This is a genomic window from Streptomyces sp. NPDC057939 (assembly GCF_042887545.1).
Classification (GTDB): Bacteria; Actinomycetota; Actinomycetes; order Streptomycetales; family Streptomycetaceae; genus Streptomyces.
The window spans coordinates 54,847-73,371 of the sequence record NZ_JBHVPG010000004.1; the positions used below are offsets into that span (position 1 = coordinate 54,847).

General features: G+C 73.4%; 15 protein-coding genes. 11 read left to right on the plus strand and 4 right to left on the minus strand.

Annotated features, from left to right (window positions below; all coding sequences use genetic code 11):
• The first annotated feature begins 296 nt into the window (after positions 1 to 296).
• Together ACFVS6_RS06450 and ACFVS6_RS06455 are read left to right on the plus strand one after the other, a co-directional pair.
• Complete coding sequence (locus ACFVS6_RS06450; protein WP_389701199.1) at positions 297 to 1,610, plus strand: LacI family DNA-binding transcriptional regulator; 1,314 nt, start codon at positions 297 to 299, stop codon at positions 1,608 to 1,610.
• Between the two features lie 27 nt (positions 1,611 to 1,637).
• Entirely contained in the window at positions 1,638 to 2,624 is a 987-nt protein-coding gene (locus ACFVS6_RS06455) for an ROK family protein (protein ID WP_389701201.1), read from the plus strand.
• A 72-nt stretch (positions 2,625 to 2,696) separates the two neighbouring features.
• Here the strand turns inward: ACFVS6_RS06455 and ACFVS6_RS06460 are convergent, their stop codons facing one another.
• Positions 2,697 to 3,692, minus strand: coding sequence for a TAXI family TRAP transporter solute-binding subunit (locus tag ACFVS6_RS06460; RefSeq protein ID WP_389701203.1), 996 nt, complete (start codon positions 3,690 to 3,692; stop codon positions 2,697 to 2,699).
• Positions 3,693 to 3,862: 170 nt separating this feature from the next.
• Between ACFVS6_RS06460 and miaB the strand changes: the two genes are divergently transcribed.
• The gene (gene miaB / locus ACFVS6_RS06465; RefSeq protein ID WP_389701205.1) at positions 3,863 to 5,341 is read left to right on the plus strand and encodes a tRNA (N6-isopentenyl adenosine(37)-C2)-methylthiotransferase MiaB; all 1,479 of its coding nucleotides are present in this window, start codon (positions 3,863 to 3,865) and stop codon (positions 5,339 to 5,341) included.
• 34 nt (positions 5,342 to 5,375) lie between these two features.
• A complete protein-coding gene (locus ACFVS6_RS06470) occupies positions 5,376 to 6,083 on the plus strand; it encodes a class III extradiol dioxygenase subunit B-like domain-containing protein (RefSeq protein ID WP_389701207.1) in 708 nt (235 codons plus the stop codon).
• A 169-nt stretch (positions 6,084 to 6,252) separates the two neighbouring features.
• On the opposite strand, the gene ACFVS6_RS06475 is transcribed toward ACFVS6_RS06470, so the two are convergent.
• Positions 6,253 to 6,501 carry an antitoxin gene (locus ACFVS6_RS06475; RefSeq protein ID WP_389701209.1) on the minus strand — a complete coding sequence of 83 codons (249 nt, stop codon included), beginning with the start codon at positions 6,499 to 6,501 and terminating at the stop codon, positions 6,253 to 6,255.
• Between the two features lie 25 nt (positions 6,502 to 6,526).
• A complete protein-coding gene (locus ACFVS6_RS06480; protein ID WP_389701211.1) occupies positions 6,527 to 6,757 on the minus strand; it encodes a gliding motility protein in 231 nt (76 codons plus the stop codon).
• Positions 6,758 to 6,942: 185 nt separating this feature from the next.
• On the opposite strand from ACFVS6_RS06480, the gene miaA reads away from it, so the two are divergent.
• The 6 genes from miaA to hflX all read left to right on the plus strand — a co-directional run bounded on the left by miaA (position 6,943) and on the right by hflX (position 15,076).
• A complete protein-coding gene (gene miaA / locus ACFVS6_RS06485; protein WP_389701213.1) occupies positions 6,943 to 7,881 on the plus strand; it encodes a tRNA (adenosine(37)-N6)-dimethylallyltransferase MiaA in 939 nt (312 codons plus the stop codon).
• Positions 7,882 to 7,992: 111 nt separating this feature from the next.
• Positions 7,993 to 8,532 (plus strand): hypothetical protein, encoded by a 540-nt coding sequence (locus tag ACFVS6_RS06490; RefSeq protein WP_389701599.1) that lies wholly within the window; start codon positions 7,993 to 7,995, stop codon positions 8,530 to 8,532.
• Positions 8,533 to 8,606: 74 nt separating this feature from the next.
• The gene (gene dapF, locus ACFVS6_RS06495; protein WP_389701215.1) at positions 8,607 to 9,482 is read left to right on the plus strand and encodes a diaminopimelate epimerase; all 876 of its coding nucleotides are present in this window, start codon (positions 8,607 to 8,609) and stop codon (positions 9,480 to 9,482) included.
• Positions 9,483 to 9,622: 140 nt separating this feature from the next.
• On the plus strand, positions 9,623 to 11,704 hold the full coding sequence (locus ACFVS6_RS06500) for a RelA/SpoT family protein (RefSeq protein ID WP_389701217.1): 2,082 nt from the start codon (positions 9,623 to 9,625) through the stop codon (positions 11,702 to 11,704).
• A 131-nt stretch (positions 11,705 to 11,835) separates the two neighbouring features.
• Entirely contained in the window at positions 11,836 to 13,317 is a 1,482-nt protein-coding gene (locus ACFVS6_RS06505; RefSeq protein ID WP_389701218.1) for a M1 family metallopeptidase, read from the plus strand.
• 253 nt (positions 13,318 to 13,570) lie between these two features.
• Positions 13,571 to 15,076, plus strand: a complete 1,506-nt coding sequence (gene hflX / locus ACFVS6_RS06510; RefSeq protein ID WP_389701220.1) for a GTPase HflX — start codon at positions 13,571 to 13,573, stop codon at positions 15,074 to 15,076.
• A gap of 240 nt (positions 15,077 to 15,316) precedes the next feature.
• Here hflX and ACFVS6_RS06515 read toward each other — a convergent pair whose 3' ends face one another.
• A complete protein-coding gene (locus tag ACFVS6_RS06515; protein ID WP_389701222.1) occupies positions 15,317 to 16,492 on the minus strand; it encodes a trypsin-like serine peptidase in 1,176 nt (391 codons plus the stop codon).
• 308 nt (positions 16,493 to 16,800) lie between these two features.
• Here ACFVS6_RS06515 and ACFVS6_RS06520 point away from each other — a divergent pair, with 308 nt between their 5' ends.
• Positions 16,801 to 18,156, plus strand: a complete 1,356-nt coding sequence (locus tag ACFVS6_RS06520; protein ID WP_389701224.1) for a diaminobutyrate--2-oxoglutarate transaminase family protein — start codon at positions 16,801 to 16,803, stop codon at positions 18,154 to 18,156.
• The last annotated feature ends 369 nt before the right edge of the window (positions 18,157 to 18,525 follow it).

Sequence of the window (18,525 nt, forward strand, 5' to 3'; positions counted from 1 at the left end):
GTGCCGTCGGGGAAAGTCAACAGGGCCTCGACGGGCGGATCGTCGGTGTTCGTCGCACCGCGACTCGTGCGTTCCGAGCCCGTTGGCGGCGAGGTCGTGCCCGATGGGGAGGTCGGGACTAATGCGGTTTAGTGGATGAGGTCGATCCGAAAGGAACGGGGAAATGGGAGGGGAGAACAAGTCGATCGTCCGACCGCCCGGGCGACTTCCGCGGCCGTGGCCGGCGGAGCCCGCCCGGGGTCGGATCGCGTACGGTCCGCCCATCGAAGTCCACGGCACCGAGGGATGAGGCAGGCATGGCCCGCAGACCCACCATCAAGGACATCGCCCGCCGGGCCGGGGTGTCCGAGAGCGCCGTCTCCTTCGCGCTCAACGACCGGCCCGGGGTGTCCGACCACACCCGCGCCCGGGTCAGGCAGGTCGCGGAGGAACTCGGTTGGCAGCCCAACAGCGCGGCCCGTGCCCTCTCGGGCGAACGCTCGGGCGCCGTCGGGCTGGTCCTGGCCCGGCCCGCGCACACCCTCGGCGTCGAGTCCTTCTTCCTGCAACTCGTCTCCGGCATCCAGGAGGTGCTCGCGGCGAGCCGCACGGCCCTCCTTTTCCAGGTCGTCGAGGACATCGAGGCCGAGTGCGCCGTCCACCGCCGCTGGTGGGCCGAGCGCCGCGTGGACGGGGTCCTCGTCGTCGACCCCCGCACGCGGGACCCGCGGCCGGAACTGCTCGCCGCGCTCGGCCTGCCCGCCGTCGTGATCGGCGGCAGCGGAGAGGCGTACGCCGGCGAGGCCGGCGTCGCGGGGGTCACCTCTGGAACGGTCGACGCCGAGGGCCTGGGCTCCGGCGGGATCGGCCCGGGCGGGATCGACCTCGGCGAGGTCGGCCCCGAGGCCTCGCACTCCGCTGCCTCGCGTTCCGACGTCCCGGGCTCCGACGTCCCGGGCTCCGACGCCTCGCGTTCCGACGTCCCGGGCTCCGACGTCCCGCGCTCCGACGCCTCGCGCTCCGGCGTCCCGCACTCCGACGTCCCGCGCCCAGGTCGGCCCGGCACAGGCGGGCCGGTCCTCTCCTTCGTGCGGGCCGACGACGCCCGGGCCATGGCCGACGTCATGGGCCACCTGCACGCCCTCGGCCACCGCCGGATCGCGCACGTCGCGGGCCTGCCCGGACTCGCCCACACCGCCCGCCGCATCTCCTCGCTGCGCGCCGAGGCGCTGCGGCTCGGGCTCGCCCGGGACCAGGTGGAGTCGGTGACCACCGACTACTCCGACACCGAGGGCGCGGCCGCCACCCGCCGGCTCCTCGCCCGACCGCGGCCGCCGACGGCGCTCGTCTACGACAACGACGTCATGGCGGTGGCCGGCAGCGCGGTCGCCGCCGAGCTCGGCATCGCCGTGCCCGGCCGGCTGTCGATCGTGGCCTGGGACGACTCCGCGCTGTGCCGGGTCACCCACCCCCGGCTGACCGCGCTCGTCCGCGACACCGCGGGCTTCGGCCGGCTCGCGGCCGAGGAACTCCTCGCCGTCCTCGCCGGATCGGCGCCCCGCGTCCGCGACAGCGAGCTGCCCCGACTGGAACCCCGCGAAAGTACGGCCCCGCCCGCAGCCGCATACTGAAAACCGACCTCTTCCAGGAGCGCCACCGTGACCACTCCCACCCCAGCCCTCCCCGTGCCCCGCACGGCCGCCGCGGCCACCGGTCCGACCGCGGCGATCGACATCGGCGGCACGAAGATCGCCGGCGCGCTGGTCCACCCCGACGGCACCATGACGGCGGCCACCCGCCGCCCGACCCCGCGCGACGCCGACGCCGACGCGGTGATGGCGGCCGTCGGCGAGGTCATCGCCGACCTGTCCGAAGCCGACCTGTGGCCACAGGTCGTCCGGTGCGGCATCGGCAGCGCGGGCCCCGTGGACACCACCCGCGGCACCGTGAGCCCGGTCAACATCGGGGCCTGGCGCGACTTCCCCGTACAGGCCCGGATCGGCGCCGAGCTCGCCGCCCGCGGTGCCGAGGTCCCGACCGTCCTGGCGGGCGACGGCGTGGCCATGACCGCGGCGGAACACTGGCTGGGCGCCGCCCGGGGGCACGCGAACGCCCTGTGCATGGTCGTCTCGACCGGCGTCGGCGGCGGCCTGGTCCTCAACAACCAGCTCCACCCGGGCCCCACCGGCAACGCGGGCCACATCGGCCACATCAGCGTCGCCTTCGACGGGGAGCGGTGCGTCTGTGGCGGCCACGGCTGCGTCGAATCCCTGGCCTCGGGCACCGCCGTCGCGCGCTGGGCCCTCGCCCAGGGCTGGACCGGACCCGACCCCACGGCGGCCGGTGTCGCGGCCTCCGCCGCGGCGGGCGATCCCGTCGCCCTGGCCGCCTTCGACCGGGCCGGCCGCGCCCTCGCCGCTGCCATCGCGGCCACCGCCACGCTCGTCGAGACCGACATAGCCGTCATCGGGGGCGGGGTCGCCGCCGCGGGCGACACCCTCTTCGAACCGGTCCGCCGGCACCTGGCCTCGTACGCGACCCTCGGCTTCGTCCAGGACCTCCGGGTCGTCCCGGCCACCCTGGGCACCGACGCGGGCCTGATCGGCGCGGCCGCCGCGGCGATGATGCTGCTGCCCACCACCTGACGTGCCCACCGCCTGACGTGCCCACCGCCTGAGGCGCCCACGACCTGACGCCCGACGGGGCCGGCGAAGGGGCTACGGCTTGACCGACCGGTAGTAGCGGCGGGCCCCTTCGTGCAGTTCCAGCGGGTCCGTGTAGATCGCCGTGCGCAGGTCGACCAGCTGGGCCGCGTGCACCGCGCGCCCGATCCGGTCCCGGCTGAGGATCACCGTCCGGGTGAACTGCTCGGTCAGCTCCGGACTGGTGTCCTCCCTGGTCACCAGCAGGTTCGGAACGGCCACCGTCGCCACCGCGGAGGTGTTGCGGGCCCGCGCGTACGCGTCCTGCGGCATCACCGCGGCCCGGTAGTAGCGCGCCGGACTCCCGCCCGCCTGGAGCTGTTCCACGAGGTCGCCCAGCTGCACGAGCCGGATCTCGAACCGCTCCGACAGCTCCCGCACCGCGCTGGTCGGAAGTCCGCCCGACCAGAAGAAGGCGTCGATCCGGCCCGCCTCCAGCTCGGCCGGCATGGTGTCGATCCCTATGGCGACCGGGGTGATGTCCCGCGTCGGATTCAGCTTGGCGGCCGTCAGCAGGCGCTCCGAGATCAGCCGCACCCCCGAGCCGTCCTGGCCGATCGCGACCCGCTTGCCGCGCAGGTCACGGGCCGACTGCACCGGCGACGCGGCGGGCACGACCAGCTGTACGTAGTCGTCGTAGAGCCGCGCGCAGCCGCGCAGCCGCTCCGCGCCCGATTTGCCGTCGAGGCGGTACTTGGAGACCGCGTCGGCCGTCGCCACCGTGAAGTCGGCCTCGCCCGCCGCCACCCGCTGGAGGTTCTGCTGCGAGCCCTCGCTCGTCTCCAACCTGACCCGCATCCCGGGCATGTCCTGCGCGAGGGCCTCCTCCAGCAGCTGCCCGTAGCGGTGGTAGACGCCGGTACGGACGCCCGAGCTGAAGGTGAGGTCCCCCTCCAGCTCCGGTTCGCCGAAGGGCCGCAGCCACCACAGCAACGCCCCGAGCACGGCCAGTACCGCCACCAGGCCCCGGAGGGTGCGGCGCCGGCCGGCGGTGGTCGGGAGGAGGGGCATGCCGGCGATCCTGCCACCCGTCCGCCGTCCTGTCACGGCGGGCCGCCTCCCACCGGGCCCGCACCGGCCCCGGAGGCCCCGGCGGGCCCTGCCGGCGACCGCTGCCGCGTCGGCGGCCCGGGACCAACCCTTACCCTTGTGGGGTGAGTGTCGAGGGCGAGGCTGCAGTTTTGAAAACGTACGAGGTGCGCACCTACGGGTGCCAGATGAACGTGCACGACTCCGAGCGGCTGTCCGGTCTGCTGGAGGGCGCCGGTTACACGCGCGCCCCCGAGGGCTGCGACGGCGACGCCGACGTGGTCGTCTTCAACACCTGCGCCGTCCGTGAGAACGCCGACAACAAGCTGTACGGCAACCTCGGCCGGCTCGCCCCGATGAAGACGAAGCGCCCCGGCATGCAGATCGCCGTCGGCGGCTGCCTCGCGCAGAAGGACCGCGACACGATCGTCAAGAGGGCCCCATGGGTCGACGTCGTGTTCGGCACCCACAACATCGGCAAGCTGCCCGTCCTCCTGGAACGCGCCCGCATCCAGGAGGAGGCGCAGATCGAGATCGCCGAGTCGCTGGAGGCCTTCCCCTCCACGCTCCCGACCCGCCGCGAGTCCGCGTACGCCGCCTGGGTCTCGATCTCCGTCGGCTGCAACAACACCTGCACCTTCTGCATCGTCCCGGCGCTCCGCGGCAAGGAGGAGGACCGTCGTCCCGGCGACATCCTCGCCGAGGTCGAGGCCCTGGTCGCCGAGGGCGTCTCCGAGATCACCCTCCTCGGCCAGAACGTCAACGCCTACGGCTCCGACCTGGGCGACCGCGAGGCCTTCAGCAAGCTGCTGCGGGCGTGCGGGCGGATCGAGGGCCTGGAGCGGGTCCGCTTCACCTCCCCGCACCCGCGCGACTTCACCGACGACGTGATCGCGGCCATGGCCGAGACCCCGAACGTGATGCCGCAGCTGCACATGCCCCTGCAGTCCGGCTCCGACCCGATCCTCAAGGCGATGCGCCGGTCGTACCGGCAGGAGCGTTTCCTCGGGATCATCGAGAAGGTCCGCGCCTCCATCCCGCACGCCGCGATCTCCACCGACATCATCGTGGGCTTCCCCGGTGAGACGGAGGAGGACTTCCAGCAGACGATGCACACCGTCCGCGAGGCCCGCTTCGCGAACGCCTTCACCTTCCAGTACTCCAAGCGCCCCGGCACCCCTGCGGCCGACATGGACGGGCAGATCCCCAAGGAGGTCGTCCAGGACCGCTACATGCGCCTGGTCGCCCTCCAGGAGGAGATCTCCTGGGAGGAGAACAAGAAGCAGGTCGGCCGCACCCTGGAGGTCATGGTCGCCGAGGGCGAGGGCCGCAAGGACGGCGCCACGCACCGCCTGTCCGGGCGCGCCCCCGACAACCGCCTCGTCCACTTCACGAAGCCGGAGGAGGAGGTCCGCCCCGGCGACGTGGTCACCGTCGACATCACCTACGCGGCCCCGCACCACCTCCTGGCCGAGGGCCCGACCCGCACCGTGCGCCGCACCCGCGCCGGCGACGCCTGGGAGAAGCGCAACGCCGCCCCGGCCCAGCCGGCCGGCGTGATGCTCGGGATCCCCACCCTGGGCGTCCCGGCGCCGTTGCCCGTCGCCACCTCGGGCTGCGCGATCGACTGACCGTCCGACGTCGCGGGCGGCTAGGCTGCGGATCATGCTCGTAGCCGCCGCCGTCTGCCCCGCCCCGCCGCTCCTCGTGCCGGAGGTCGCCGCGGGGGCCGCCGCCGAACTGGACGCCGCCCGTACCGCCTGCTCCGACGCGCTGGCCGTGCTCGCCGCCTCCCGGCCCGACCTGCTGATCGTCGTCGGGGCCGCCGACCAGGACCACCTCGGGCCCTACCCGCAGGGCTCCCGCGGCACCTTCCGCGGGTTCGGCGTCCCGGCGGACGTCCAGCTCGGCGGGGGCGACGAGGGGCCGCGCCTGCTGCCCCCCTCGCTGGCCGTCGGCGCCTGGCTGCTGGAGCGGGCCCGCTGGGGCTCCGCCCCGGTCGAGGGCCTCGGCGTCGCCGGACGGCTGGAACCGGAGCTCTGCCTGGACGCCGGACGGGCCCTCGCCGCTCGGGACGAACGCGTCGCGCTGCTCGTCATGGGCGACGGCAGCGCCTGCCGGACGCTGAAGGCCCCCGGATACCTCGACGACCGCGCCGCCGCCTTCGACGCGGCCGCCGCGCAGGCCCTCGGCCGGGCCGACACCTCCGCCCTCGCGGCCCTCGACGCGGAACTCGCGCACGAGCTCCAAGCCGCCGGGCGCGCCCCCTGGCAGGTCCTCGCGGGCGCCGCCGAGGCCGCCCACCTGGACGGCCGCCTGCTGTACGAGGACGCCCCGTACGGGGTCGGCTACTTCGTCGCCGCCTGGTCCTAGTCCACCCGGGTCCTGATCCACCCGGGTCCTGATCCACCCGGGTCCTGGTCCACCCGGGTCCCCGGCCGGTCGGGTCCCGGTTCCGGCGCCGCCGACCGCCTCCGCCCGCCCCCGGACGCGCCGAAGGGGCGCGGAACCGGATCGGTCCCGCGCCCCTTCGCGTACCGCGTCAGGAAGCCGCCGGCGGCGTCGGCCCGCCGGGGGTGTCGTCCTTGTGCGCGATCTTGCCCAGGGCGTCCTTCGCCTTGCCCGTACCGCTCGTGATCTGGCCGCTGTACTTGCCCTTGGTCTTGGAGTCGACGGCCTTGGCCACCTTGTCCAGACCCTCGCCGATCCTGCCCTCGTGCTGCTGCGCGAGGTCGCCGACCTTGTCCTTGGCCGGAGCGAGCTTGGCCTTGAGGTTGTCGAGCAGGCCCATGGGTCACCTTCCAGTGGTGAATGGTTTACGTACGGGCGCCCTCGCCGGCCTCGCTGTCCGCGGCGGCCTCCGCCGACTGCTGCTTCGGGATCTCCACGGCTTCCGCCGTCGGACCCCCGGCAGCCGTCTCGGCCTCCTCGGCCGGTGCGGCCGGTCCGGTCTCAGCCGCCGGCGTTCCCGCCGGGTCGGCCTCGGCCACGACCGTCTCGGTCGCTACCTCGTCCTTACGGCCAAAAAACCGGCTGAAAACGCCCATGTCTGCTCCTCTAACGTTACTCGTGGGAGTGAAGTTCCGCCCCGGCCGCAGCGGCCTCCACCCGGCGCACGGAAGGCGTGCGTCGGGCCGGAACCTCCAAGGGGCAACGACCCCGTCGCGACCCCGTCACGTAACTCGATCGGGTACATGGCGGCGTCTTGACCGGGGGCTGCGAGACTGGGTCGGTGAGGAAAGCAGCCCCCGCCCCGCGGGTCATCGCCGTCGTCGGTCCCACCGCGGCCGGAAAGTCCGATCTGGGCGTCCACCTGGCCCGCCATTTCGACGGCGAAGTCGTCAACGCCGACTCCATGCAGCTCTACCGGGGGATGGACATCGGCACCGCCAAACTGACGACGGGGGAACGCGGCGGCATCCACCACCACCTCCTCGACATCTGGGACGTCACCGAGACCGCCAGCGTCGCCGAGTACCAGCGCCTGGCCCGCGCCGAGATCGACAAGCTGCTCGCCGAGGGCCGCACGCCGGTCCTCGTCGGCGGCTCCGGGCTGTACGTGCGCGGCGCCCTCGACGCCATGGAGTTCCCGGGCACCGACCCCGAGGTCCGGGCCCGGCTGGAGGAGGAGGCCACCCTGCGCGGCCCCGGAGCCCTGCACGCCCGCCTCGCCGCCCTCGACCCGGCCGCCGCCCACGCCATCCTGCCCAGCAACGGCCGCCGGATCGTCCGGGCCCTGGAGGTCATCGAGATCACCGGCAAGCCCTTCACCGCGAACCTGCCCGGCCACGACTCCGTCTACGACACCGTCCAGATCGGCGTGGACGTGGCCCGCCCGGAACTCGACGAGCGGATCGCGCTGCGGGTCGACCGCATGTGGGAGGCGGGCCTGGTGGACGAGGTCCGCACCCTGGAGGCCCGAGGCCTGCGCGACGGCATCACCGCCTCCCGCGCGCTGGGCTACCAACAGGTGCTCGCAGCCCTCGCCGGGGAGTGCACCGAGGACGAGGCCCGCGCCGAGACCGTACGGGCCACCAAGCGCTTCGCGCGCCGCCAGGACTCGTGGTTCCGCCGTGACCCCCGCGTGCACTGGCTCAGCGGGGCCGTCGCGGACCGCGGGGAACTCCCCGGACTCGCGCAGTCGTTGGTCGAACGAGCGGTCACAGCCTGATCACGTGATGGCATCGGGACGCCCCGCACGCCCGTCGGGGGCCCGGGACCGTGCCATCATCAAACTTCTGAACAGCGACGTACGACGTCCGAGTGGGGAGGGCGCGTGGCCATGGATGCCGGCCCTCGTGACACCGGGCGGGAAGCGGACCCGATGCTGCACGGCGGGCCCGGTCGGACCGGTGGGGCCACCGACCCCGACGCACCGGGCGGACCGGACGCACCCGACGGGCTCGGTCTGCCCGCCGAGCCCGCACGGCTGACCCCCGACGGCCCCGACACCCCCGAGGTCGGCGCGGAGGACGTCTCCGGCCCCGAGTTCGAGGTCGAGCTGCGCCCGCAGCGCCGCCTGCGCCTCTGGCAGATCGCCCCCATCGTGATCCTGGCCGCCTCCGGGTCCCTGATGTTCGCGTTCCCCCTCGCCTTCGAGTTCGGCGACGGCGGAGCCGTGGTCGCCATGCTCGGCTTCCTCATCTGCTGCTGCGCCGGAGGCTGGGGCATGATGGCCGCCCGCCGCGTCGGATACTCCTGGCCCGGGCTCCCGCCCCGCGGCAGCGGCCGTCGCCCCGACTGGCGGATGGCCGCGCTGTACGGACTGCTCGCGCTGGCCGTCGTGGCGCTCGCGGTGTACCGGGTGGCCCGGCTCCGCTGAAACCCGCCGCCCCACGGCTGACGGCGCGCTGATCCCGTCCGTCATCGCGGACAGCGCCTCGGTACCATGACCTGGTGACGCACACCGCCCTCTCCTTCCTCAAGGGTCACGGCACCGAGAACGACTTCGTGATCGTTCCGGACCCGGACAACGCCATCGACCTGCCCGCATCCGCCGTCGCCGCCCTGTGCGACCGGCGGGCCGGCATCGGGGCGGACGGCGTGCTCCACGTGGTGCGGTCCGCCGCCCACCCCGACGCCGCCCACTTGGCCGAAGAGGCCGAGTGGTTCATGGACTACCGCAACAGCGACGGCTCCGTCGCCGAGATGTGCGGCAACGGCGTGCGCGTCTTCGCCCGCTACCTCCACCACGCCGGCCACATCGAGCCCGGCGACTTCGCCGTCGCGACCCGCGGCGGCGTCAAGCGGGTCCACCTCGACAAGACCGGCGACGTCACCGTCTCCATGGGCCGCGCCGAGCTCCCCGAGGGCGACGTCACCGTCTCCGTGGGCGACCGCTCCTGGCCCGCGCGGAACGTGAACATGGGCAACCCGCACGCCGTGGCCTTCGTCGACAGCCTCGACGACGCCGGGAACCTCTTCGAAGCCCCGCCCTTCAGCCCGGCGAGCGCCTACCCCACCGGGGTCAACGTCGAGTTCGTCGTCGACCGGGGCCCCCGCCACGTCGCGATGCGCGTCCACGAGCGCGGCTCCGGGGAGACCCGCTCGTGCGGCACCGGTGCCTGCGCCGTCGCCGTCGCCGCGATCCGGCGCGACGGCGCCGACCCCGCCGTCACCGGCGACCCGGCCTCCTACACGGTCGACCTGCCCGGCGGAACCCTGGTCATCACCGAGCACCCCGACGGGCGGATCGACATGACCGGACCGGCCGTCATCGTCGCCTCCGGAGAGTTCGAACCCACCTGGCTCACCGAAACGGCTTTCGCCTGAAGATTCCCTCTCATGGGTGATCCGTTTCACGCTGAGCGAGAGGTGGACTGCGCCACGTGGTGGGGTCGGTAACATCAGGCACCGGCCCTGAGGGCTCACCCCATGCCCGCCACCGCCGGTCGAAGCCGCCGGAGGTGCCCATGAGTGCAGAGGCCACGAACCCCGAAGCACATGCCGAAGTGCGTCCTGAGCTGCGCAGACGGGGCCGGACTCGGCTCGATCTGCGGCGGCTCGGCCGGGCGGCCCTGCTGGGGCCCACGTCCCGCGACCGGCTCCCGGACGCGATCGGACACGTAGCAGAAGCCCACCGTGCCCACCATCCGGACGCCGATCTGTCCATTCTTCGGCGGGCCTACCTGCTCGCGGAGACCTCCCACCGCGGTCAGATGCGCAAGAGCGGTGAGCCGTACATCACACATCCGCTCGCCGTCACCCTCATCCTGGCCGAACTCGGCGCCGAGACGACGACGCTGACCGCCTCCCTCCTCCACGACACCGTCGAGGACACGGACGTGACCCTCGATCAGGTCCGCGAGGAGTTCGGCGCCGAGGTCTGCTTCATCGTCGACGGCGTCACCAAGGTCGAGAAGATCGACTACGGTGCCGCCGCCGAACCCGAGACCTTCCGCAAGATGCTCGTCGCCACCGGCAACGACGTCCGCGTCATGTCCATCAAACTCGCCGACCGGCTGCACAACATGCGCACCCTCGGCGTGATGCGCCCCGAGAAGCAGGAACGCATCGCCAAGGTGACGCGCGACGTCCTCATCCCGCTCGCCGAACGGCTCGGCGTGCAGGCCCTGAAGACCGAACTGGAAGACCTGGTCTTCGCGATCCTGCACCCCGAGGAGTACGAGCACACGCGGGCGCTCATCGCCGCCCACGCGGGGGAGGCCGATCCGCTGCCCGCCATCGCCGACTCGGTGCGCGCCGTCCTGCGCGAGGCCGGTGTCACCGCCGAAGTGGTCGTACGGCCACGGCACTTCGTCTCCGTCCACCGGATCTCGCGCAGCCGCGGCGAACTGCGCGGCTCCGACTTCGGCCGCATCCTCGTCCTCGTCGGCGAGAACGCCGACTGCTACGCCGTGCTGGGCGAGCTCCACACCTGCTTCACCCCCGTGGTCTCGGAGTTCAAGGACTTCATCGCCGTACCGAAGTTCAACCTCTACCAGTCGCTGCACACCGCCGTCGCCGTCCCCGAGGGCTACGTCGCCGAAGTCATCGTCCGCACCCGGCAGATGCACCGCGTCGCCGAGGCCGGGGTCGTCGCGCTCGGCAACCCGTACGCCACCGGCGAGCCCGCCGACTGCGACGAGGAGCGGGTCGACCCCACCCGGCCCGGCTGGCTGTCCCGGCTCCTCGACTGGCAGCAGTCCGCGCCCGACCCCGACACCTTCTGGACCGTCCTGCGCGCCGAACTCGCCCAGGACCGCGAGATCACCGTCTACCGCGAGGACGGCAGCACCTCCGGCACGATGAGCCTGCCCGCCGGGGCCTCCTGTATCGACGCCGCCTACGCCCAGCACGGCGAGGCGGCCCACCGCTGTATCGGCGCCCGGGTCAACGGGCGCCTCACCTCACTCTCCTCCCCGCTGTCCGACGGGGACACCGTCCAGCTGCTGCTCGCCCAGGACGCCTCCTCCGGTCCGGCCGCCGACTGGCTGGACCACGCCAGGACCCCCGCCGCCCGGATCGCCATCAGCAGTTGGCTCCAGTCCCACCCGGACGGGGCCGGCCCCGCCGCGGCGGCCCCCCGCGCCCCGCTGTCCGTCGTCGGGGCGCGCGGTGGCGGGGGCAACGCCGTCGCCGACCTGCCGGACGCCACCGTGCGCCTCGCGGGCTGCTGCACACCCGTACCGCCGGACGCCGTCGCCGGGTTCCTCGTACGGGGCGGGGCCGTCACCGTGCACCGCGTGCACTGCCCGGCCGTCGCCCAGATGCGGTCCGTGGGTCGGACGGCCGTCGCCGTGCACTGGCGGGCCACCGCGGACTGTCGGGTCACGCTCCTCGCCGAATCGTTCGGCCGTCCGCACCTGCTGGCCGACCTGACCGAGGCCATCGCCCGCGAAGGGGTCGAGGTGGTCTCCGCGACCGTGGAACCGCCCGTCGAGCAACGGGTCCGGCACTCCTACACGCTGCAACTGCCCGACGCGACGGGACTGGCCGCCCTGATGCGCGCCATGCGCGATGTCCCGGGCGTCTACGACGTCCGCCGCGCGTAGCGGAGGTTTCGGGGGAGGGGGAGCGCGCGCGGGGGCGCGCATAGGCCGGTCCCTGGGGGGAGCGCCTCGTTCGGGTGGTCGCATCGCGCGTCGCGCGCGGATCGGGCGCCGCCGCTGGTAAGCGGTGGTGGATGCAGCTCACCTCCCCGCGCCTGCGCGCCGCCCTGCTGGCCGCAGCCTCCCTCACCCTCGTCGCCGCCGTGCTGCCCCCGCCACAGCCGCTGGGCATCGGCGACCGGCTGTTCCCGGAGCTCGGCAACCCCGGGTACGACGTCCTCTCCTACGACCTGTCCTTCACGTACAAGGACAATCGCAGCCCCCTGGACGCGGTCACCGTCATCGAAGCCCGCAGCCTGGAGCCGCTGGAGCGGATCAACCTCGACTTCACCCACGGCACGGTGGCGTCGGCCGAGGTGAACGGCGAGCCGGCGCGGTTCGAGAGCGTCGGGGAGGACCTCGTACTGACGCCCGCGCGGGCGGTGGCGGCGAGCGTGCCGCTGCGCATCACCGTCCGGCACACCAGTGACCCGCGCGGACGCGGGGACGGCGGTTGGGTCCCGACCGAGGACGGGCTGGCCATGGCCAACCAGGCCGATGCCGCGCACCGCGTCTTCCCCTGCAACGACCACCCCGCCGACAAGGCCTGGTTCACCTTCCGGATCACCGCCCCCGCCGGGCTCACCGCCGTGGCCAACGGGGTGCCGGGCGCCCTGCCCGCGGCCCGGGCCGGCGGCGCCAAGGAGTGGACGTACCGGACCCTGCACCCGATGGCCACCGAACTGGCACAGGTCTCCGTGGGCCGGTCCGCCGTCGTCCACCGCACCGGCCCGCACGGGCTGCCGCTGCGCGACGTGGTGCCCGCCGCCGACCGGGAGAAGCTGGAGCCCTGGCTGAAGAAGACCCCGGGGCACGTGGCCTGGATGGAGGAGCGGGTGGGCCGCTACCCCTTCGAGAACTACGGGGTGCTGATCGCCAAGGCCACCACCGGGTTCGAGCTGGAGACGCAGACCCTCTCGCTCTTCGAGCACGGGCTCTTCACGGGGGCCGGCTACCCCGAGTGGTACGTCGAGGCCGTCATGGTCCACGAGCTGGCGCACCAGTGGTTCGGCGACAGCGTCAGCCCGCGCACCTGGTCCGACCTGTGGCTCAACGAGGGCCACGCGACCTGGTACGAGGCCCTGTACGCGGACGGCCTCGGCAAGTACTCACTGGAGCGCCGCATGCGCGAGGCGTACCAGCGCTCCGACCAGTGGCGGGCCGCGGGCGGCCCGCCGGCGGCCCCGAAGGCCTCCGGCCCGGGCGAGAAGATCGGGCTGTTCCGGCCCGTGGTCTACGACGGCTCGGCGCTGATCCTCTACGCCCTGCGCCAGGAGATCGGCACGGCCGCCTTCGACCGCATCCAGCGGCGCTGGGTCTCCGAGCACAAGGACGGGGTGGCCGGCACGGCCGACTTCGTACGCCTGGCCTCGCAGGAAGCCGGACGGGACCTCGGCCCCTTCCTGGAGCCGTGGCTCTACGGGGCGAAGACCCCGCCCATGCCCGGACACCCGGAGTGGAGCGGTCCGGCGGCGTCGGGGAGCAAGGACGCCGCATCGGGGGCCGGCAGCCGGTAGGGGCGCGATACCGGGCGGTGGGAAAACGGTATGACGGGCGAGGAACGGGCATGTCACCATCGACGAGGCCGTCAGGGGAACCGGGGAACGCCTTCCCGGGGAATCACCGGACGGGGTGACGCGTTGCACGTGACAGTGTGATGTCACGCGCGGCGGTACCTTTGGCCATAACCGGCCGGGCCCCGCCGGACAGGCCCCGGCAACGGCTCCCACCGCAGCCGGCGCGACGCATTCGAATCGACGTAAGGATCCAATGACCTCCTCTTCTTCCCCTTCCCAGGACCCGCGGGACGCGCAGAACGTGCGGGACCCGCAGAGCTTCACCGAGAGCCTTCGGGCCGATGCCCTGATGGAAGAGGACGTCGCCTGGAGCCACGAGATCGACGGAGAGCGGGACGGCGACCAGTTCGACCGCTCCGAGCGCGCGGCCCTGCGCCGCGTCGCCGGCCTCTCCACCGAACTCGAGGACGTCACCGAAGTCGAGTACCGCCAGCTCCGCCTGGAGCGCGTGGTCCTCGTCGGCGTCTGGACCTCCGGGACGGTGCAGGACGCGGAGAACTCCCTCGCGGAGCTCGCCGCCCTCGCCGAGACCGCGGGCGCCCTCGTCCTCGACGGCGTGATGCAGCGCCGCGACAAGCCCGACCCGGCCACCTTCATCGGCTCCGGCAAGGCCCGCGAGCTGCGCGACATCGTCATGGAGAGCGGGGCCGACACCGTCGTCTGTGACGGCGAACTCAGCCCCGGACAGCTGATCGCCCTCGAAGACGTCGTCAAGGTCAAGGTCGTCGACCGGACTGCCCTCATCCTCGACATCTTCGCCCAGCACGCCAAGTCCCGCGAGGGCAAGGCGCAGGTCGCACTCGCGCAGATGCAGTACATGCTGCCGCGACTGCGCGGCTGGGGTCAGTCGCTGTCCCGACAGATGGGTGGCGGCGGCGGTGGCGGCATGGCCACCCGCGGCCCCGGTGAAACCAAGATCGAGACCGACCGGCGCCGCATCCGCGAGAAGATGGCGAAGATGCGCCGGGAACTCGCCGAGATGAAGACCGGCCGTGACATCCAGCGGCAGGAACGGCGCCGCAACAAGGTGCCCTCGGTCGCCATCGCCGGCTACACCAACGCCGGCAAGTCCTCCCTGCTCAACCGCCTCACCGGCGCGGGCGTCCTGGTGGAGAACGCACTGTTCGCCACCCTCGACCCGACCGTGCGCCGCGCCGAAACCCCGTCCGGCCGGGTCTACACCCTCGCCGACACGGTCGGCTTCGTCCGGCACCTGCCCCACCACCTCGTCGAGGCGTTCCGCTCCACGATGGAGGAGGTCGGCGACTCCGACCTCATCCTGCACATCGTGGACGGCTCGCACCCGGCGCCGGAGGAGCAGCTGGCGGCCGTCCGCGAGGTGATCCGCGAGGTCGGCGCCGTCAACGTGCCCGAGATCGTCGTGATCAACAAGGCGGACGCGGCGGACCCGCTCGTCCTGCAGCGCCTGCTGCGCATCGAACGGCACTCCATCGCCGTCTCCGCCCGCACCGGGATGGGCATCGAGGAACTCCTCGCGCTCATCGACGCCGAACTGCCCCGGCCCGAGGTCGAGGTGGAGGCCCTGGTGCCGTACACCCGCGGCTCGCTCGTCGCCAAGGCGCACGCCGAGGGCGAGGTCATCTCCGAGGAGCACACCCCGGAGGGCACCCTGCTCAAGGCCCGCGTCCACCAGCAACTGGCGGCGGACCTGGCACCGTACGTACCGGCGAAGCAGTAACGGCGACGCGGCACGCGCCGCACGCATGACGGAGGGCCCCCGCTTTCGGCGGGGGCCCTCCGTCATGTCGGCGGCCGTGGACTCGTCTCCCACACCCGTCGGCGTGTGTGCCACGCACGTCGTTCGTGGGCGTGTGTCCCACGTCCGTCGTTCGTGAGCATGCGATCCACGTCCGTCTTCGGTGCGCGGGTGTCCCGCGCCCGCGGTCCGGGCCGGTGGCGACCGGCCCGGCGGACCGTCCTACTTGAACTTGCCGCTCACCGCGTCGAAGATCCCCTTGGCCTCCGGACCCAGCCGCGGTCCCGCCAGCCAGCCGGCCTTCGCCGGACCGATCGAGGTGTTCGACACCAGCGCCGGCTTGCCGTCCGCGCCCGCGGCGATCCAGCCGCCGCCCGAGGAACCGCCCGTCATCGTGCAGCCGATCCGGTACATCACCGGCTCCGCCGCCTTCAGCGTCAGACGGCCCGGCTTGTCCGCGCACTGGTACGCCTTCTGCCCGTCGAACGGAGCTGCCGCCGGGTAACCCGTCGCCGTGATGCTCGCGACCTTCCCGACCGCGGGAGCCGCGAAGTCCACCGGAAGCGCCGCGCCCACGGTCTCCTCCAGCGACTTGCCGCTGCCCTTCTCCGGCGTCACGTGCAGCACCGCGAAGTCGTACGGGGCACCGGCACCGCCCGTCGGACCACCCGTGGCGATCCACTGGTCGGACGTCTGCGCCCAGTCGCTCCACCACACGCCGTACGGAGCGACCTGGTCGCGCGGCGCGCCCTTCAGCGCGGCCGACGGCTTGCCCGCGTTGTTGTACGACGGGACGAAGGCGATGTTGCGGTACCAGCCGCCCGCCTTGCCCGCGTGCACGCAGTGGCCCGCCGTCCAGACCATGTTGGACTTGCCCGGGTGGGCGGGGTCCTTCACCACGGTCGCCGAGCAGACCATCGAACCCTCGGGGCCGTCGAAGAAGACCTTGCCCGACGCGGGGACGCTGGAGTGGTACGGAGTCGCGGCGGGCTTCGCCGTCACCGCGGCCGGGGTCGGGTCGGTGACGCCCTGGTCCTTGCCGGCGTCCGGATCCACGGCCGGACGCTGCGGCTGCTCCGCGTCACGCATCCGGTCCGGGTCCCACAGACCCTCGATGATCGGGTTGATGTAGTCGCCCGCCTCGCGGAGCCAGTCGTCCTTCTGCCAGTTCTTCCACTCGCCCCCCTTCCACTTCTCCAGGTCGAAGCCGTGCTGCTTGAGCTTGTCCTTGAGCTCGTCCGGGATCTTGATCCCGTCCGGGGCGCCGGAAGGCAGGTTCACAGCCACGGTCGGCTTGGCGTCGCCGCCGGCCTCCCCGTCGCCGGGTCCGCAGGCCGCGGCGGTCAGCGCGAGCGCGGCCACGCACAGGATCGCGGTGACCGGTCGGTTCGGTCGCATGTCGTCAGTCCCCCTGGTGTTTCGAGGTGTTGAAGCGGAATGAATCGGGGTGCCGTGCAGCCCCCCACTATGCCGCCGCCTCTGAGGACGGCGGTCCCCGGGTCCGCGGTTCCTGCGGTACCGGGCCGTCATGGGCCTCCCCTCCTCCCGTTCGCGGTGCCCGGTCTTGTCCGATCGCGGCCAAGGATCTTCGGGCCACCCGTGATCCGTGGCCTCCCCCGTCGTTGGTACGTACGGGGGATGGTGCACCAGCGTTCATGTTCGAGACGCAATCCGGAAGGGAATTCCGTGCGGGAGGACCGACAGTCGTGGCCTTGACCGAGCCGGCCGCAGCAGCGGCCTCCGTGCCGACCCGGGGGAGCAGGGGCCCCGCCGTGGCGGAGGGCATCCTCCGCAGACAGGCGCTGCGGGAATCCGCCGCCCGCACCTACGCCCGCTCGCTGCCCATCGTTCCCGTCCGCGCCCGCGGACTGACCATCGAGGGCGCCGACGGGCGGCGCTACCTCGACTGCCTCTCCGGCGCGGGCACCCTCGCCCTCGGGCACAACCACCCCGTCGTCCTCGAAGCGATCAGAGGAGTCCTCGACTCCGGGGCCCCGCTGCACGTCCTCGACCTGGCGACCCCCGTCAAGGACGCGTTCACCACCGAACTCTTCGCGAACCTGCCGCCCGAACTGGCCGCCGACGCCCGCATCCAGTTCTGCGGACCCGCCGGTACGGACGCCGTCGAAGCCGCGCTGAAACTGGTCCGCGCCGCCACCGGCCGCACCGGCCTGCTCACCTTCACCGGGGCCTACCACGGCATGACCGCCGGAGCCCTCGACGCCTCCGGGCACGCCACCGACGTACGGGTGACCCGACTGCCCTACCCGCAGGACTACCGCTGCCCCTTCGGCATCGGTGGACCCGAGGGCGCACGGGTCGCCGCGCACTGGACCGAGAACCTGCTGGACGACCCCAAGGGCGGGGTGCCCGCCCCCGCAGGCATGATCGTCGAGCCGGTCCAGGGGGAGGGCGGGGTCCACCCGGCCCCCGACGGCTGGCTGCGCCGCATGCGGGAGATCACCACCGCCCGGGGCATCCCGCTGATCGCGGACGAGGTCCAGACCGGGGTCGGTCGCACCGGCGCCTTCTGGGGCGTCGACCACGCCGGCGTCGTGCCCGACGTGATGGTCCTGTCCAAGGCCATCGGCGGCAGCCTGCCGCTCGCCGTCATCGTGTACCGGGCCGAACTCGACGTCTGGGCACCGGGCGCGCACGCCGGGACCTTCCGGGGCAACCAACTCGCCATGGCCGCCGGAACCGCGACCCTGGCCCACGTCCGCCGCAACGGCCTCGCCGAACGCGCGGCCGTCCTGGGCGCACGCATGCTGACCGCGCTGCGCGGCCTCGCCGCCGACCACCCCTGCGTCGGGGACGTCCGGGGGCGCGGCCTGATGATCGGCATCGAACTCGTCGACCCCGAAACGGGCGCCGCCGCACCCGACCTCGCCGCCGCCGTGCGCCAGGCGTGCCTGGACCGCGGCCTGATCGTCGAACTCGGCGGCCGGCACGCCGGCGTCGTCCGCCTGCTGCCCCCGCTGACCCTGACCGACGAGCAGGCGGCGGCCGTCCTGGACCGGCTCGCGGACGCCATTCCCGCCGCGGCCCGCCGCCCCCACTGACCCGCACGCGAAGGACCCCGATGCCCGACCCGTTCCTCACCCCAGCCACCGGCGGCGACACCCCGGTCCTCCCGCTCCGGTCCACCACCGCCCCCGCACTCCGGCTCACCGCCCCCGCGCTGCGGCCGGCCCCTGCGGGACCTGCTGCCGGGTTGCCGGCCGCCGTGCCGGCGGCGCCCTCCACCCCGCTCGCGGAGCCCGCCGGGTCCCGCGCCGGGGCGCCCGACGTCGTGCTGTCTCCCGGGGCCCTGTCCTCCTGGGCGTTGGAACCGGCGGCCTCCGCGGCGCCGGCCGCCCTCGTCGGGGCGGCCTCGGCTTCGGTCTCGGTCTCGGTCTCGGGGGGAGACATTCAGCCGCCCACTGCTAGTT